Below are 16843 nucleotides of genomic sequence, written 5' to 3'. Positions count from 1 at the left end.
CTGAATTGTCCGGGTCAGCCGGCGGGAGTGGTGGAGCGGGCCCAGCGACCCGTGGTGACCAGGGCCAGCACGAGCACGGCCACGCCCAGGCCCACGATGATCCACCAGCCGGCGTGGCTGGCCTCGGCGAAGTTCGCGGAGCCACCGGCCACCACCGCGCCGATCACGGCCACGCCCAGCGAGGTGCCCACCTGGCGGCTGGTCGACGCGATGGCGGCGGCCACGCCCGCCTGTTCGCGGGGCATGCCGGAGACCGCGGTCTGGGTGATCGGGGAGTTGACCATGGCGAAGCCGAAACCGAAGACGAGGTAGCAGGCGAAGAGCAGCCAGACCGGGGTGTCCGCGGTCAGCTGGGTCAGCGGCAGGATGCCGAGGATGAAGGCGACGCCGGCCAGCGTCAGGGGCAGGCGGGTGCCGCGCGAGCCGACGATCCGGCCCGACAGAGGGGAGAAGACGACAGTCATCGCGGCGAACGGCAGCGTGTAGAGGCCGGCGTGCAGGGCCGAGAGGCCTCGGGTGTCCTGGAGGTAGAGCGTGTTCAGGAAGAGGAAACCGGCCAGCGAGCCGAACGCCGACACCGCGATCAGCGTCGCGCCGCTGAACGGGACGCTCTTGAAGAATTTCAGCTCGATCAGCGGTTCCGCGCGCCGCGGTTCGTAGATGAGCAGCGCGGCCAGGGCGGCCGCGCCCAGCAGGAAGCAGCCGAGGATCTCGGGCGAGGTGAAGCCGGAGCCGGGGCCCTCGATGATCCCGTAGGTGACCGAGGCGAGGAGGACCAGCACGATGATCTGACCGACCGGGTCGAGCCGGCGCGGGTGCGGCGCCCGTGACTCGGGCACGAAGCGCCAGGCGAGCAGGAAGGCGGCCACGCCGACCGGCACGTTGACCCAGAAGATCGCCCGCCAGTCGAGCGCGTGCACCAGGAAGCCGCCGAGCACCGGCCCGATGGCGAGGCTGACCCCGACGACGGCGCCCCACACGCCGATGGCGCGCGCCCGCTCCTTGGCGTCGGTGAACGTGTTCGTGATGATCGACATGGCGACCGGGTTGAGCATGGATCCGCCGACCGCCTGCACCATCCGGAACGCGATCAGCCACCCGAGGCTGGGGGCAATGCTGCACAGCAGCGAACCGGCCGTGAACAGGGCCAGCCCCGTCTGGAAGACCTTTCGCCGCCCGATCCGGTCGGCGGTCGATCCGGCGAGCACGAGCAGACTGGCCAGCACCAGCGTGTACGCGTCGATGGTCCACTGCAGCCCGGACAGCGACGCGCCCAGATCATCCTGCAACGAGGGCAGCGCGATGTTCACGATCGTGTTGTCCATGCCGACGATGAACAGGCTGCTGCAGCAGATGGCAAGAATCAGATAACGGCGCGGCACAAGATCGTTTATACGCGTACGCCCTCAGGCGTACCCGCCGAAGCGCCCCCAGACCGCATCGTGGTCCCCATCGAGAACCGCACGCACACGCCGCCCGAGTTCCTCCCCGGCCGGCGGTCGCGGCAACATGTAGACGGCCAGTTGCAGATCCCGGAGCCGCCGCAGAACACCCCAGACCGGCGACTCACGAACATCGAACCCGTACCCTTCCACAAGCCGCTCATAGTCTCGAGCATCACGCCGAAACCGCTCCACCCCATGAGCCGCCGGCACGAGATCAACCTCAAGCGGCCCCCAGGCAACCGTGTCGAGATCGCAGAGCACCGCCCCGCGCCCCGGATCCCAAAGCAGATTCCCGGTATGAGCATCCCCATGCACCGTCCCCAGCCCAAGCCCCCCGCCGCCCGCGCCCGCCCTGCCCACTCCATCGCCCGTGCCGCCTGCACCCGCGCTGCCCGCGCTGCCCGCCCCCGCGCCCGCGCTGCCCGTGCCCGCGTTGCCCGCGCTGCCCGTGCCCGCGTTGCCCGCGCTGCCCACTCCCGTGCCCGCGCCGCCCGCGCCCGCGCCGCCCACTCCCGCGCCCGCGCCGCCCCCTTCCGCGCCCGCGCCCAGTGCCGCCCTCAAATCGCCTGAAATTTCGTGGCATAGTGCTTTTAGGCGAGTCCGCAGCTCGTCGGAGGACATACCTACTTCCGCCGGGGCCCACTCGGGCGGCAATGGGCGATCCAAAGCCCCCAGGATCATGCCCGGCAGGTCCCACGCCGGCAGGTCGAGCGGCAGGCGGCAGCCGTGGAGCCTTCGCAACGGCTCGGCCAGGTCGGCGGCGGGGAATCGTTCAGCCGGCGGCGGCGGGAGCAGATGCCACGCCGTGGCCGACCAGCCCTCCGCCTGTTCCGGTTCCGGTGCCCACAACTTCGCGATGGGCACCTCCGCCTCGGCGAGCGCCGCCGCGACCCGTACGAGATGACGGTCCGCGTGAATGTCGCGGGCGAGGCGGATCAGCACCCCGGCCCGGGGAAAGCGGATGACCGCGTGCGTGGAATTCTGGAGCAGTTCGGCCTCGGAAGGGTTCAGTCCCCAATTCCGGCATATCGCGGCCAACGGGGCCTCGAAAGGATTCATTGTGGGATTCGGAACTCCTTCGGTGGTCGACGAGGGCGGAATTCGCGTCGTACTGTGGGCGTGCGGCTGAACGAGGGGTGCCTTTCATGCGGAGTTCTGTGGAGGTGCGCACCGGCGCCGACGGCAGCGTGGTCATCGCCCCGCACGGGGCGGTGGGTGACGACCAGACCGTCGAGTTTCGGCGCGTTCTTGTGCACACCGTTCGCAAGGTACGTCCGTTTCGCCTGATCGTCGACCTGGCCGATGTTCCCGAGCTCGATCCGGTCAACGTCGGCTCGGTCGCCGCCGCCTGTGCTCTCGGCGACGATCACCAGGTCACCGTCTTCGTCGACAATCCGCGGCGCGATGTCGCCAAACGGCTCGAAGCGGCCGGAGTTCCGCAGCAGCGGTTACGTTCCCCGGCCTTTTAGTTTTCCGGAAAATGGACGCCGGGTAAACAGCAGGAATTCGATCTTCCGGCGCCGGGGGAATTGCCGCCGTGCATTACCGTGACCGTTGTGCCAGCAGTTCTCGAAGGGCTCCGAAAGGCGGAAACTCCGGCCCGTCTGCGGTTGTGGGTGACGGTCACCGTTCTGACCGCGGTCGCCCTGCTCGCCTCGACCAGCGTCCTTATGTCGCGGGTTCAGGACCAGGTCCGGATCATCGGTGACGACGCCGCGCCGCAGGCCGCCACCGCGGCCGATCTCTACTTCGCGCTCAGCGACATGGACGCCCAGGTCGCCCGGCTGGTGCTCAGCAACGGCAAGGACTCGCTGGCCAACAGCCAGACCGACGCGCTCGGCACGTACCGGGAACGCAGCCGTCAGGTCGACGCCGACCTGCAGACGCTGATGGGCTCCTCGGTCGGCGTCCTCGATCTGATGGACGGCCTGTCCACCTATCGCGAGCGCGTCTGGCAGGCGCTCACCGCCGGTCCGGGCGCCGCCGGCTACTACACGCAGGCCACCAACGTGCTCCACCTCGACCTGCTCCCCGAGGCCGAGCGGCTCCGCACCTTGAGCGAGGAGAGGCTTGACCGGGCGTACGCCTCCAAGCGAACCACGCAGCAGTGGGCCGTGGCCCTGGCCACGGTTCTCGGTCTCGCGCTCGTGGTCCTGCTCCTCGCCTTTCAGGTGTGGCTGGCCCGCCGGTTCCGCCGCCTGCTCAACCCGTCCCTGATCGCCGCCACCCTGCTGACCGTGGCCCTGGTCGGCCCCGCGCTCGCCGTGCTGGTCGCGCAGGAGCAGCGGCTCGGCGCGGCCCGCGACGAGAGCCTGCGCCCCTTCCTGGCGCTCTCCTCGGCGCGAGCCGTCAGCTACGACGCCGCCGCCGACACCAGCCGCTACCTGATCAGCGACAAGCTGGCCTTCTACAAGCAGGACTTCGACCGTAAGGCGGCCTTCCTGGACGGCGACACGGGGCTGCGGTCCGTTGCGTCCGGGCGCGACGTCAGCCCGTACGACACCGATCAGGTCTTGACCCGATGGCGTGCCTATCGGGAAGCGCACGGCCGCATCCTGGCGCTCGCCGACCAGGGCCGTGACGCGTCGGCCATCGGCTATCTGACCGGCATCCGCCGCGGCGACGCCGTCTTCGACTTCTCGTACTACGACGCCGCGGTGGCCGAGATCGCCGGCGACCGGCAGGACGCCTTCGACGAGGCCATGCGGACGACGTCGCAGCTGCTCACCGGCTGGACGTGGATCCCGGCCGGCGCGCTCGGCCTGGTGATCCTGCTGGTGCCGTTCTCCGTCCGCAAGCGTTTTGCCGAATACCGATGAGGGAGTGGCAGTGAAACTCCGCGCGCTGGGCCTGGTGCTGTTGCTGGCCGTCGGCGCCTGCGAGGCGCCGACCACCTACGACGACGTGGCGCCGATCGCCTGCGCCGAGGGTTCGATCACCGCGCAGGGATCGTCCGCGCAGGCCACCGCCGTCAGCGCCTGGATCAAGAACTACCAGGTGAGTTGTCCCCAGGCTTCTCTGGTGTACGCCAGCACAGGCTCCGGGGCCGGCCTGCGCGCCTTCTACGGCGGCACCGGCGACTTCGCCGGCTCGGACTCGCCGATCGCCGCCGCCGACGTGGCCAAGGCGACCGCCCGCTGCGCCTCGGGCCCGGCGATCCACCTGCCCATGGTGGTCGGCCCGATCGCGCTCGCCTTCACCGTGGCCGGCGTCGACGACCTGCGCCTGGCCCCCGGCACGATCGCCGCCCTGTTCACCGGCAAGATCAAGCGCTGGGACGACGCCCGGGTCAAGAAGGACAATCCCGGCCTGATCCTGCCCTCGACCCCGGTCCGCACGATCCACCGCGCCGACAGCTCGGGCACGACCGACAACTTCACGAAGTTCCTGGCCGCCACCGCCAGGGCCGACTGGGGCCTCCCGTCCGGCTCGTCCTGGCCGGCCCCCGGCGGCACGGCCCAGCACGGCAGCAACCGCGTGGTCTCGGCCATCGAGAGCACCGACGGCGCGATCGGCTACGTCGAATCCTCGTACGCCCGCTTCCACAACCTCCCGACTGCCCGCGTAGGCAACGCCGCCGGCGAGTTCGTCCCCCTGACCGACGAGGCCGCCGCCCGCACGGTCGCCGCCGCGAAGGTCACCGGCACCGGGGGCGATCTCCAGCTCCAGCTCGACTACGCGACGAAGGACGCCGCGGCGTACCCGTTGGTCCTGGTCACCTACGAGGTCGTGTGCCGCTCGGGTTCGCCCGATCTGGTCAAGAGCTTCCTGGGGTACGCAGCCAGCGCCGCCGGCCAGGAAACAGCGACGCGCCTGGGCTACGCGCCCCTCCCCACCACCCTGCGCGACCGGGTGACCGCGGCCATCGGCGCCCTCTGACACCCTGGACGCGTGGAACTGCTTCTCGAAAAGCTCCGCGCCCGGGCCTACGATCCCGCCCGCCGTTTCGACGACGTGCCGGTCCCGATCGACTGGGTGACGCGCCACTTCGGCGAGATCCCCCGCGAGGGCCACACATTCAGAAGCGACGGCACGGTCCTCTACCCGGCCGGCGCGGCCGAGGCGCTCGAGTACTACCAGAACGCCCCACGCGGCCCGCTCCATCCACCCGCCACCGAGGCCGACGTGGAGCAGGCCGGACGGCCGTTGCCGGATCTGTTGAGACGTCTCTACACCGTGGTCGCGGACGGCGGTTTCGGCCCCGGCGCCCGCGGCTTCGCCCGGATCGCCGAGGTACCCGCGCTGCGCCGGCGGGACCGGGAGCGAGGCCTGCCCGAGTGCTGGTTCGAGCTCACCCCCGGCGGCTGCACCATGTATTGGTACGCCGACCTTTGCCGTCCTGAAACCCCGGTTCTGCTGTACGACGCCGACGGCTGGGATCCGCACGAAGGCCAGCACCCCGAGGACGGCGTCGCCCACGTGACCCCGTCGCTCCGTGAATGGCTGACCACCTGGGCCGAGGGCGGCGACATCTGGGCCGGAGCCCTGAGACAGTGATGCCCGGCGAGCGTCGCTCGCCGGGCATCGGAGCAGTGCCGGTCAGTTACCGGTGTCGATCAGCTGCTTGGCCTTCTCGGGCCAGGTGGCCACCGAGGGCGCCGACCGCATCCCGCCGGCCAGGATGGCGGCCCGCAGGGTGGTGGCGTCGGCGTCGGCGATCTGCCGGTACGTGGTGAAGCCACCCGCCGCCAGCGCGATCGCGATCTTCGGGCCGACCCCGGGAATCCTGGTCAGGTCATCCGGCTCGGCAACGGCAACCGCCACCGGAGCGGGCGCCGCGGCAACCTCATCGGTCTCGCCGATCCCCGGCACAGCGGCAACGGTCTCACCGGCGGGCTCGGCCGCGGCGGCCACGGCAACCGGCGCGGGAACCGCGGCCACCTGCTCGGTCTCCGCCACACCGGGAACGGACGCCACAGTGTCGACAGTGGACACCGCAACGGGCGTCCCGGCCGCGACAACAGGCTCGGCGACAGGCCGCGGGCGAGGAGTCCGCGTCCGCTTCGGCTTGGCAGCCGGCTCGGCGTCACGGGTGGGCTCGGCACCGATGGGCTCGAGGCCTGCGGGCTTGGTGTCCTCGGCCGGCCCCGAAGTGATCGGCGCGGCGATGACAGAGGGCTCGGCTGGCTCCGAAGTGATCGGCGCGGCGATGACGGAGGGCTCGGCCGCAGCGGCGACGGGCTCCAGCTTCTCGGCCTGGTCCGGCTCCGCGGGCGAAACCGCGGCGGTCGGGGTGGTCGGCTTGGTCTCGGGCTCGGCGGCCTTCGGCTTGTCCTCCGCGGCCGGCTCGTCCTCGGCGGCCGGCTCGGTCTTGGCGGGCTCGGCCTCGACCGCGGACTTGGGCTCGTCGGCCTGGTTCGGCTCGACCGCCGGGACAGTCGGCTCGAGCTGAGTGGCGGCCTCCGGCTTGGCGGCCACGGGCTCGTCCGCCGCGACCGGCTCAGCGGCAACGGGCTCGGCGGGCTTGTCGTCGGCGGAGGACACCGGAGAGACGGGCTCGTCAATCGCGGAAGGCGCGGAGGAAACGGGCTCGTCAGTCGCGGAAGAGGCGGGCTCGTCAATTGCGGAAGGCGCGGAAGCAGCGGACTCGTCGGCCGCGGAAGGCGCAGAGGAAGCGGGCTCGTCAATCGCGGAAGGCGCGGAAGAGGCGGGCTCGTCAATTGCGGAAGGCGCGGAAGAGGCGGGCTCGTCAGTCGCGGTAGAAGCGGGTGCCGCGGCGGTGAAGGGCTCGGCGGGTACGGGCTCGGTGGCCACCGGGTCGGGGTCGGCCGACGTGCTGGGGGACGCGGCCGGGGTGGACTCCGCGGTGGTGGGTGAGTGGTCCTCGGTGGCCGGGGTGAGGGTGGCGGCCGGCGCGGTGGTGGGCTGGGCGGCGACGGGCGTGGCCGTGGGCTTTTCGGACTTGCGGGTGGGGCGCAAGAGCCAGCCGGCGGCGAAGCCGATCACGACCCCGGCAATTAGGTAGAAGAATGCCATCAAGGGCCTCCGGACAACGAGGAATGCAGATTTAGCGCGCAGCTTTGCACATCTCGCTGTTTGGGCACCATGAGGGTGGTACCGACGGGGCGACATCGCTCACCGGCCGTCAGTGATTCGTCACTGATGGATGAGAATTTACAAGGGCGCCGCCGCGGGGGACGGTCCCGCGGCGGCGCCTCCCTGATCTCGGGGGATCAGGTTGAGGAGCAGGTCGTGCCGTTCAGCGTGAAGCCGGACGGCGCGGCGCTGTTCCCGGTATGTGTGGCCTGGAAGCCTATGGTGGTTGACGCCCCTGGGGCCAGAGTCCCGTTGTAACTGACGTTGCGGGCGGTCACCTGACCCGAGGCCGGACCATAGGTGGCGTTCCAGCCGGACGTGATGCTCTGACCGGCCGGGAGGGCGAAACCGAGGCTCCAGCCGTTGATTGCCGCGGTACCCGTGTTGGCGATTGTGACCTGAGCGGTCAGGCCGGTGTTCCAGGCGTTCACCGTCGCCGAGACGCGGCAGGCGCCCGTGGCCGGCGGCGGAGTGGTCGGCGGCGGAGTGGTCGGCGGTGGCGTAGTTGGCGGCGGAGTGGTCGGCGGTGGCGTGGTGGGTGGCGGTGTCGTCGGCGGAACAGTGGCGTCCAGGCCGAAGAATGTGATGGCCATCCGGGCCATCCCGCTCAGTGGGAGCGAGTGCCCCACCCCGGCCACGCTGATCCCCTCGACGGGGGCCTGGGCCGACGACGAGCCGTACCGGGTGCGGGTCCAGTTCGGCTGCGGCGAGTCGGTCATGACCGGCGTCTGGCTGACGCCGAGCACATTGGTCCACTGCTTGATGGCCTCGCCGAAGTTCGGATACTGCAGCGTCGTGTCGGTCGTGCCGTGCACCACCTGCATGCGCGGGCGCTTGCCGCTGTATCCGGGGTACGCCGCCCGTACGAGATCACCCCAAGCCTGTGGGGTCTTCGAGACCTGACCGTTGGCGCAGGCCGTGTTCCAGAGCGACCCGTCGGTCGTCGCGAAGCAGCCGAACGGCACACCCATGTACGCCGCGCCGGCCGCGAACACGTCCGGGTAGTCGCCGAGCAGCACGTTGGTCATCATGCCGCCCGACGAGGCTCCCGTCACGAACGTGCGGGCCGTGTCCGTGCCGTACCGCTGCTGCACGTAGCGGACCATGGACACGATGCCGACCGGGTCGCTGTTCCCGTCGTGCCTCAGCGCGCCCTGAGTGGACACGTCGAAGCACTGTCCGCTGCGGGTGGCCGACGGATAGATCACGATGAAGCCGTACTGGTCGGCCAGCGACGCGAACTCCGTGCCGGAGTAGAAGGCCGGGCCGGTCCCGGTGCAGTAGTGCACCGCCACCAGCAGCGCCGGCGCCGCCGGGAGCCGGTCCGGGACGTACAGATGCATCCGGAGGTTGGTGGGGTTGGTCCCGAAGCCGGTGACCTCTTGAAGTGACGCCGCCGACGCGGGCGCGGCCAGTCCGAGGACGGCCAGGCCGGCCGTGACGAGAGCGGCGACAAGGCGCTTGATCATGACGAGGCCGCGCAGGTGGCTCCGGACGGGCCCGTGCCGGTCCCCTGGAAGCCGAACTCGGTCGAGCCGCCGGCCGTGACCGACCCGTTGTAGGACACGTTCGTGAAGGCCGAGCCGCTGCGCGACGCGTTCCACGTGTTGGTCACGGCGGCGCCGGACGGCAGGGTCACCGTGGCCGTCCATCCCCGGATCGCGGAACTTCCGGCGGTGACGCGGACGGTGGCGACGAAGCCCCCGTTCCACTGGTTGAGCGTGATGGAAGCCGTGCAGCCGGCGCCCGAAGGCGGAGGGGTGGTTGTGGGCGGAGGCGTGGTCGGAGGCGTGGTGGTGCCGCCGTTCAGCGCGTCCAGGACGGCTGTGTAGGCCGCCTTCTTGTTGCCACTGCCGTCGAACAGCAGCGGCGTCCCGCTGGCCCGCCACGAGTCGGAGTCACGGATGCCCCACACGGTGATCCCGTTGCAGCGGGTGACGGCCAGGCAGGCCCGCGTGGCCGCGGCGAACGACGACGCCTGCGCCGTGCCCGAACCCTCGATGTCGAGCTCGGTGATCTGCACGTCGACGCCCAGGTTGGCGAAGCGCTGGAGGTTGGCCTGATAGTCCGACGGCAGCGGTGACGCCGAGTTGAAGTGCGACTGGAAGCCGACGCAGTCGATCGGCACGCCGCGCGCCTTGAAGTCCTGCACCATCGCGTAGACCGCGTTGCTCTTCGCGTTCTGCCCGTCGGTGTTGTAGTCGTTGTAGCAGAGCTTGGCCGCCGGATCGGCCGCCCGCGCCGTGCGGAACGCGACCTCGATCCAGTCGTTGCCGGTGCGCTGGAGGTTGGAGTCGCGCCGGCCGCCACCGCCGCCGTCGGCGAAGGCCTCGTTCACCACGTCCCACGAGTCGATCTGGCCCTTGTAGTGGGTGGCGACCTGGGTGACGTGGTTGACCATGGCGTTGCGCAGCGCGGTGCCGCTGAGGTTCTGCGCCCAGGACGGCTGCTGCGAATGCCAGGCCAGCGCGTGGCCGCGTACCTTCTTGCCCTGGGACTTGGCGAGGTTGACGATCTGGTCGGCCGAGCCGAAGGAGAACGTGCCCTGGGACGGCTCGGTGGCGTCCCATTTCATCTCGTTCTCGGGGGTCACCGAGTTGAACTCGGTGGCGAGGATGTTGGCGTACGTGGTGTCGCTGAGTTTGTACGCCGCGACGGCCGTGCCGAAGTAACGGCCGGTGGCCGCGGCCGAGGCGCCGAGCGTGGTGGCCGCGTCGGCGGAGCCGGCGAAGAACACGCCGGCGGCGGGGATGACGAGAGCGAGGGCAAGGAAGCGGGATCTCATGCCGAAGCCTTTCGGGGACGCATAAAGCGGCGGAGGCTTGCCCGACCTCAGTGCCGCACCTGAATACAGTGACCCGGATCGATCGAAACTTTAACGACTTGTTCCGGAAGACACAACGGCGGATTCCCGAAACTTTCGGCGCTCGTATGCCGGGCGGTAGCGGTCGTCGAGGAGCGTGAGAAGGCTCAGGAGCACGACGAAGAAGAGGGTGGCGCCCACGTTGAGGTCGCCGCGGCCCAGCAGCCACGCGGCGACGATGACGAGCACGGTGTTCAGCACCAGCCGGGCGGCGAAGGCTCCGGCCATGGTGGCCGGCCTGAACGAGGTCCCGGCGACCCCGAGGGTGATGGCCGCGTTCACCACGACGAAGGCGGCGATGCCGAGGAAGAGTTCGAGCCCGGTCGAGCGGAGATCCGGCAGGAGCTCGCCGAAGATCACGCTGAGCAGGCCGATCAGGACCACCTTCTCCAGGGTGGCGGCGGAGAGCACCCGCGGCGTCCTGTCGACGTGCGAAGGCAGTGGATCCGCGTGCACGTGCCACGACCAGTCCGGGCGCGGCAGGCGCGGGCGGGCCCAGATCCACACGCCGACGGCCAGGCCTACGGCGATCAGGGCGACCACCGCGGCGGCGACCGGATAGGCGGCCACGGTGTCGGTGACGTCGAGCTGGGCGATGTGGATCCACCACTCCTGCGGCAGCTTCACGAAGATCCAGATGGCCGCGGCCAGCAGGCACCACCACCGGAAGCCGTACCGGGTGGGGTTCCAGCGCAGGCGGACTATCTCGTACGCGATGAAGAAGTACTCGAAGGTGTTGGGGAAGATCAGCAGGATGGCCCGCCAGCCGGTGAACTCGAACAGGACGACCCCGGCCAGCCGGTAGAAGTACAGGAACCGGGCGATCCCGACGGCCGGCATGCTGGTCCAGTTGCGCAGCGTGGCCAGATAGGCGATGGCCAGGTAATAGACGTCCATCGCCTTGTCGTAGTTCTGGTAGCCCGGCGGGTCGTACCCGAAGGTCTGGAAGATCGTCTGGTCGACGCCGTCGAGGACCAGCGCGGCGACGATGGCCGGCAGCGGGAACCTCGGGATGAACAGCGGGACGATGAAGCGGGCAGCCACCACTGCCAGGAACACTGCTGTCGCCCCGGCGCTCATGCATAGACCGTCGTTGCGCCGGGCGCGCCGCGCCTCACCCGATCCGGATGATTGCGGTGCGCCGGAGGTCGGCGTCGATGGCGGCGGCCGTGGCGAGCAGCGGCGGCAGGAAACGGCGCCGCATCACGTCGACGGTGGCCCGGGCCGCCTGCACCGAGACGTTCACCGCGCCGGCCACCGTGCCCGAGCGGTCGTGGATCGGCGCCGCGATCGCCCGCAGCCCCTCCTCGAGTTCCTGGTCGACGATCGAGTAGCCCTGCGTTCGTACCTTGTCGATCTCCGTTCGCAGCGATGAGGCCGATGAGATCGTCCGGTTCGTCAGCTTTTCGGGGCGGACACGAGCGAGGTAGGCGTCTAAATTGGAGGATCCGGCCAGCAGCACGCGTCCCATCGACGTCGCGTACGCCGGAAACCGCGTGCCCACGGTGATGGCGACCGCCATGATCCGCGAGGTGGGCACCCGCGCCACATAGACGATGTCATCACCGTCGAGAACGGAGAGCGACGACGACTCGTGCAGCTCGGCGGCCAGCCTCTCCAGGTGGGGAGCGGCCACGTCCGGCAGCGTCAGGCTCGACAGATAGGCGTATCCCAGATCGAGCACGCGGGGTGTCAGCGAGAAGAGCCGCCCGTCCGTCCGCACGTATCCCAGGTCGGCCAAGGTCAGCAGGAAGCGGCGCGCGGCGGCCCGGGTGAGGCCGCAGATCCTCGCGACCTCGCTCAGGGTGAGCTCGGTGTGCTCGGCGTCGAAGGCGCGGATGACCGCGAGGCCGCGCTCCAGGGACTGGACGTGATGGGGTTCCCTCATAGCTTGCTATCCAATTGATAAAGATCGTTGACGTGACACGGGGCACATCCTAGCGTTCTCCATGAGAACTCTTGTTCGCAATGCGCACACCAGAAAAAGCACAGCCTCAACCGGAGGAACGTTATGCGGCGTGTCCTGATAGGTGTAGCTATAGCGGCGCTCATCGCCGGCACGGGAGCGTGTGGATCGTCGGACGACGGCACCGCCGGCTCCACCGACAGCAGCGGCGTCGACCAGGTCAAGGTCGGTGTCATCCCGATCGTCGACGTGGCCCCGATCTATCTGGGGCAGCAGAAGGGCTTCTTCACCAACCGCAAGATCAATCTGACGATGGAGAGCGGCCAGGGCGGCGCCGCCATCGTGCCCGGCGTGGTCAGCGGCCAGTTCCAGTTCGGCTTCAGCAACTTCACCTCGCTGCTGCTGGCGCAGACGAAGAACGTGCCGATCAAGGCTGTCTCGGCCGGCGTCTCCTCGGTCGGCGAGCAGGGCAAGGACTTCGGCGGCGTGGTGGTGAACGCGAACAGCCCGGTCAAGACCGCGGCCGACCTGGCCGGCAAGAAGATCTCGGTGAACACGCTGAAGAACATCGGCGACACCACGGTCCGCGAGTCGGTGCGCAAGGCCGGCGGCGACCCGTCGAAGATCAATTTCGTCGAGATGCCCTTCCCGAACGCGCCGGCGGCTCTCGCCGGCGGGCAGGTGGAGGCGTCCTGGCTCGTCGAACCGCAGCTCTCGCAGGCCAAGGCGGCCGGCGCCCGGCTCGTCGCCTCCAACTTCGTCGACGCCGCGCCCAACCTGTCGGTGGCCGCCTACTTCACCTCGACCAAGCTCGAGGGCGAGGACGCCGACCTGGTCAAGCGCTTCACCGAGGCGATCAACGAGTCGCTCGCGTACGCCGACGCGCACCCCGACGAGGTGCGGGCGGTCCTCGGCACGTACACCAAGATCGATGAGAAGACGCGGGCCGCGATGATCCTCCCGAAGTGGCCGACCGAGATCAACAAGGACTCGGTGCAGACGCTGGCCGACCTCGGGGCCAAGGACGGCATCTTCGACGGCAAGACGCCTGACCTGGCGAAGCTGTTGCCGTGAGGTCCAAGGCTCTGCTCGGCCTGGCCGGGCTGGCCGGGCTGCTCCTCGTCATCGAGCTGCTGCCGCGACTCGGGCTGGTGGACGACAGTTATCTGCCGCCCACCACCGAGATCGCGGCGGCGCTGGCCGACGAGCTCGGCACCACGGCGTTCTGGCAGGCCGTCGGCGACACCCTGACCGGGTGGGCCCTCGGCCTGCTGATCGCCGTGGTCGCCGGCGTGATGATCGGCATCGTGGTCGGCGCGGTGCCCGTGCTGCGGGCCGCCACCGCGTCCACCATCGAGTTCCTGCGCCCGATCCCGTCGGTGGCCCTGATCCCGCTCGCGGTCCTGCTCTACGGCACCGACCTCGGCTCGGTGCTGCTGCTGGTCGTCTACGCCTCGTTCTGGCAGGTTCTGGTCCAGGTGCTGTACGGCGTGGCCGACGTCGACCCGATCGCCGACGAGACCGCGCGCAGCTTCCGCTTCAGCACGTGGGCCCGCATCCGCAACGTGCTGTGGCCGACCGCCCTGCCGTACGTCTTCACCGGCATCCGCCTGGCCGCCTCGGTCGCCCTGGTCCTCGCGGTCACGGCCGAGCTGGTCATCGGCGCGCCCGGCCTGGGCAAGCTGATCGCGGTGGCGCAGACCTCGGGCGCGGTCCCGGACATGTACGCCCTGATCGCGGTCACCGGCCTGCTCGGCGTGGCCATCAACCTGGCCGCGCGGGTGTTCGAGCGCCGCTCGCTGTCGTGGCATCAGTCCGTTCGCGGGGAGGTCCCGGCATGAAGCGTTTCCTGTACGTCGCCGGTCTGCCCCTTTTGTTGCTGCTCGGCTGGTTCGTGCTCAGCAACGGCAGCGAGAACTTCTACGCGCCGCCGCTGCGGGACATCCTGCGGGCCTTCGTGGACACGTGGACGCCGGAGCGCCTCCGCGCCGACGTACTCCCAAGCCTTCTTCGGCTTTTGTCCGGATATATCCTAGCGGCCATTCTCGGCATCGCGATGGGCGTCGCGATCGGACTCAATCGGCGGCTGAGGGCGACCGTCGAGCCCGTCCTCGAGTTCTTCCGCGCGATCCCGCCGCCCGTCCTCGTCCCGGTGATCATGCTGTTCGCCGGCATCGGCAACGGCATGAAGATCATCGTGATCGTCTTCGGCTGCGTATGGCCCATCCTGCTCAACACCGTCGAGGGGGTCCGGGCAGTCGACTCGGTCCAGCTCGACACCGCAAAGGCTTATGGCGTACGAGGTCTCGCGTGGATTCGTACGGTGATCCTCCCGTCCGCCTCGCCGCAGATCGCGGCCGGGCTGCGGCAGGCGCTCTCCATCGCGATCATCCTGATGGTGATCAGCGAGATGTTCGCGGCCAGCAACGGCCTCGGCTTCACCATCGTGCAGTTCCAGCGCAGCTTCGCCATCCCCGAGATGTGGAGCGGGATCATCCTGCTCGGCCTGCTCGGCTTCGCGCTGTCCCTGCTGTTCCGGCTCGCCGAGGGGCGGGCGCTCCGCTGGTACCACGGTCTGCGCGACGCGCAGCGCAAGTCATGAGGGATCGCCATGCTTGAAGTGCAGGGATTGCGCAAGGTCTACAGCACGGGCGGCCGCGAGGTCGAGGCGCTGCGCGACCTGACGTTCACCGTCGACAACGGCGACCTGGTCTGCCTGGTCGGCCCGTCCGGCTGCGGCAAGACCACGCTGCTGCGCTGCATCGCCGGCCTGCTCACGCAGACCTCGGGCACGGTCAAACTCGACGGGCACGAGGTCAGCGGCCCGCCGCCGGGTCTGGCCATGGTCTTCCAGGAGTACGGCCGGAGCCTGTTCCCGTGGATGACGGTGCGCGACAACGTCGCGCTGCCGCTCAAGCAGAAGCGGGTGCCGCGCCAGCGCCGCGACGAGCTGGTCGACCAGGCGCTGGAGGCGGTGGGCCTGGCCGGCACCGAGTCGGCGTACCCCTGGCAGCTCTCCGGCGGCATGCAGCAGCGCGTGGCCATCGCGCGGGCGGTCGCCTACGAGCCGTCGACCCTGCTCATGGACGAGCCGTTCGCGGCGGTCGACGCGCAGACCCGGGCCGACCTGGAAGACCTGGTCCGCGCCCTCTGGCAGCGCCTGAAGGTGACGGTCCTGTTCATCACCCACGACATCGACGAGGCGGTCTACCTGGGCCGCCGCGTCATCATGCTGTCGTCGTCACCCACGGTCGTCCAGGACGAGATCACGGTCGACCTCCCGGCCGAGCGCGACCAGCTGCACACCCGGGCCGATCCCCGCTTCACCGAGCTCCGCACCCACGTCTACGAGCAGATCCAGGCAGCGAAGCGGGGCCGCCCGGCCTCTATCGGCTGAGACCACCACCGTCCAGGCCGGCGCCGCCGGAGGCCGCGGCGTTAGTGGAGGCGGCGGCTCCGCGGGCGGCGTCGTCGGGGCCTGCTGTGCGTTTGCCGGCAATGTCCTCAGGGGTCGCGGTGTCTTTGTGGGCAGCGCAGGGGGCCGGCCTCCGACGGCGCCCACCCGTGCGCCTCGACCAGGAAGACCAGCGCGAACGTGGCCACCGTGAACTGCGGGACGATCAGCAGCGCGCTCGCCGCGTGGATCCGCCACAGGAACGGCGTCCGATAGGGCGAGCCCGTCGGCTCGGCCGGGCCGGCTGATCCCGGGGCGGCCGGGTCACGGACGAAGACGACGACCAGCAGGGCCGCGACCCAGCAGAACGCCCCCAGGAAGGTCAGCGCCCCGGCGATGGCCAGCGCCGGCAGGACGAGCGCGGCGACACCGACGCCGAGCGGCTGCGCGGTCTGGCGCAGGCCCATGGCCAGTCCCCGCTCGTGGGCCGCGAACCAGCCCAGGATCAGCCGCCCGCTCGAGGCGTGCACCGCCGCCCCGGCCGCGCCGGCCGGCAGGAACGCCACGGCCAACGGCGCCGTCCCGTCGAGCCGGGCCGCGACCAGCAGGAACGCGCCGGCCAGGGCGAGCCCCGTGGACAGGACGACCCGCTCGCCCCAGCGGTCGGCCGCCGCGCCCCAGGCGATCAGCGTGGCGAGCAGGCCCGCCGTCGGCGCGGCGGTGAGCAGGCCGGCCTCGACGCGGCCCTGGCGGGCGCGCTCACCGCCGGGGAGCTGAAGACCCTCAAGGAGGTGCTGACCAAGGTCACCGAGGCGGCGCGGCCCGAGCGGCACTAGTGGCGCTGGTGCCGGAGGTTCATGCTGAAGCGGACCACTCGGGAGGCAGCATGGAGATCACCGGGATCTTTACCGCCATCATCATCGGTCTCATCATCGGAGCGCTGGGGCGCCTGGTCGTTCCGGGCAAGCAGAACATCCCTATCTGGCTCACCCTGCTCATCGGCATCGTGGCCGCCCTCATCGGCACCTTCATCGCGGCCGCGGTCGGTGTCGACGACACGCGGGGCATCGACTGGATCGAGTTGATCCTGCAGATCGCGCTGGCCGCCGGCGGCGTCGCTCTGGTGGCCGGCGTCCGGCGACGGCCCTGAGCGTGTAAAGACTTCATCGGTGGCTCCGACTCACGGGTGACACTGCACA

17 protein-coding genes are annotated in these 16843 nt (G+C 70.1%); 9 read left to right on the top strand and 8 right to left on the bottom strand.

Going from position 1 to position 16843, the window contains the following annotated elements:
* Window positions 1-14: 14 nt before the first annotated feature.
* Window positions 15-1382, bottom strand: a complete 1368-nt coding sequence (locus ACFY36_RS06510; RefSeq protein WP_499744895.1) for an MFS transporter — start codon at window positions 1380-1382, stop codon at window positions 15-17.
* Between the two features lie 24 nt (window positions 1383-1406).
* Window positions 1407-2504 (bottom strand): phosphotransferase, encoded by a 1098-nt coding sequence (locus ACFY36_RS06505; protein WP_499744894.1) that lies wholly within the window; start codon window positions 2502-2504, stop codon window positions 1407-1409.
* A gap of 86 nt (window positions 2505-2590) precedes the next feature.
* On the opposite strand from ACFY36_RS06505, the gene ACFY36_RS06500 reads away from it, so the two are divergent.
* From ACFY36_RS06500 to ACFY36_RS06485, 4 genes are all read left to right on the top strand, one after another.
* The gene (locus ACFY36_RS06500; protein WP_499744893.1) at window positions 2591-2914 is read left to right on the top strand and encodes a hypothetical protein; all 324 of its coding nucleotides are present in this window, start codon (window positions 2591-2593) and stop codon (window positions 2912-2914) included.
* Between the two features lie 87 nt (window positions 2915-3001).
* Entirely contained in the window at window positions 3002-4264 is a 1263-nt protein-coding gene (locus ACFY36_RS06495) for a GlnX family signal transduction membrane protein (protein WP_499744892.1), read from the top strand.
* Window positions 4265-4274: 10 nt separating this feature from the next.
* On the top strand, window positions 4275-5324 hold the full coding sequence (gene pstS, locus ACFY36_RS06490) for a phosphate ABC transporter substrate-binding protein PstS (RefSeq protein ID WP_499744891.1): 1050 nt from the start codon (window positions 4275-4277) through the stop codon (window positions 5322-5324).
* 12 nt (window positions 5325-5336) lie between these two features.
* Window positions 5337-5942, top strand: a complete 606-nt coding sequence (locus ACFY36_RS06485; protein ID WP_499744890.1) for a hypothetical protein — start codon at window positions 5337-5339, stop codon at window positions 5940-5942.
* Window positions 5943-5984: 42 nt separating this feature from the next.
* Here ACFY36_RS06485 and ACFY36_RS06480 read toward each other — a convergent pair whose 3' ends face one another.
* The 5 genes from ACFY36_RS06480 to ACFY36_RS06460 all read right to left on the bottom strand — a co-directional run bounded on the left by ACFY36_RS06480 (window position 5985) and on the right by ACFY36_RS06460 (window position 12232).
* Entirely contained in the window at window positions 5985-7421 is a 1437-nt protein-coding gene (locus ACFY36_RS06480) for a helix-hairpin-helix domain-containing protein (RefSeq protein ID WP_499744889.1), read from the bottom strand.
* 197 nt (window positions 7422-7618) lie between these two features.
* On the bottom strand, window positions 7619-8950 hold the full coding sequence (locus ACFY36_RS06475) for an extracellular catalytic domain type 1 short-chain-length polyhydroxyalkanoate depolymerase (RefSeq protein ID WP_499744888.1): 1332 nt from the start codon (window positions 8948-8950) through the stop codon (window positions 7619-7621).
* Window positions 8947-10266, bottom strand: coding sequence for a glycoside hydrolase family 10 protein (locus ACFY36_RS06470; protein WP_499744887.1), 1320 nt, complete (start codon window positions 10264-10266; stop codon window positions 8947-8949). The genes ACFY36_RS06475 and ACFY36_RS06470 overlap by 4 nt, the downstream gene beginning before the upstream one ends.
* 90 nt (window positions 10267-10356) lie before the next feature.
* A complete protein-coding gene (locus ACFY36_RS06465; RefSeq protein ID WP_499744886.1) occupies window positions 10357-11424 on the bottom strand; it encodes a hypothetical protein in 1068 nt (355 codons plus the stop codon).
* Between the two features lie 34 nt (window positions 11425-11458).
* A complete protein-coding gene (locus tag ACFY36_RS06460) occupies window positions 11459-12232 on the bottom strand; it encodes an IclR family transcriptional regulator domain-containing protein (RefSeq protein WP_499744885.1) in 774 nt (257 codons plus the stop codon).
* Window positions 12233-12355: 123 nt separating this feature from the next.
* Here ACFY36_RS06460 and ACFY36_RS06455 point away from each other — a divergent pair, with 123 nt between their 5' ends.
* Genes ACFY36_RS06455 through ACFY36_RS06440 form a run of 4 tightly spaced genes read left to right on the top strand, consistent with a single transcriptional unit; the run spans window position 12356 to window position 15647 of the window.
* A complete protein-coding gene (locus ACFY36_RS06455) occupies window positions 12356-13324 on the top strand; it encodes an ABC transporter substrate-binding protein (RefSeq protein WP_499744884.1) in 969 nt (322 codons plus the stop codon).
* Window positions 13321-14091, top strand: coding sequence for an ABC transporter permease (locus ACFY36_RS06450; protein ID WP_499744883.1), 771 nt, complete (start codon window positions 13321-13323; stop codon window positions 14089-14091). The genes ACFY36_RS06455 and ACFY36_RS06450 overlap by 4 nt, the downstream gene beginning before the upstream one ends.
* Window positions 14088-14852, top strand: coding sequence for an ABC transporter permease (locus ACFY36_RS06445; protein ID WP_499744882.1), 765 nt, complete (start codon window positions 14088-14090; stop codon window positions 14850-14852). The genes ACFY36_RS06450 and ACFY36_RS06445 overlap by 4 nt, the downstream gene beginning before the upstream one ends.
* 9 nt (window positions 14853-14861) lie before the next feature.
* Complete coding sequence (locus ACFY36_RS06440; protein WP_499744881.1) at window positions 14862-15647, top strand: ABC transporter ATP-binding protein; 786 nt, start codon at window positions 14862-14864, stop codon at window positions 15645-15647.
* Window positions 15648-15754: 107 nt separating this feature from the next.
* Here ACFY36_RS06440 and ACFY36_RS06435 read toward each other — a convergent pair whose 3' ends face one another.
* Complete coding sequence (locus ACFY36_RS06435; protein ID WP_499744880.1) at window positions 15755-16477, bottom strand: MFS transporter; 723 nt, start codon at window positions 16475-16477, stop codon at window positions 15755-15757.
* A 53-nt stretch (window positions 16478-16530) separates the two neighbouring features.
* Between ACFY36_RS06435 and ACFY36_RS06430 the strand changes: the two genes are divergently transcribed.
* The gene (locus ACFY36_RS06430) at window positions 16531-16794 is read left to right on the top strand and encodes a GlsB/YeaQ/YmgE family stress response membrane protein (RefSeq protein ID WP_499744879.1); all 264 of its coding nucleotides are present in this window, start codon (window positions 16531-16533) and stop codon (window positions 16792-16794) included.
* Window positions 16795-16843: the final 49 nt, after the last annotated feature.

It is taken from the genome of Actinoplanes sp. NPDC000266 (genome assembly GCF_042899005.1).
Lineage (GTDB): Bacteria > Actinomycetota > Actinomycetes > Mycobacteriales > Micromonosporaceae > Actinoplanes.
This window is presented reverse-complemented; position numbering and strand designations above follow the sequence as displayed.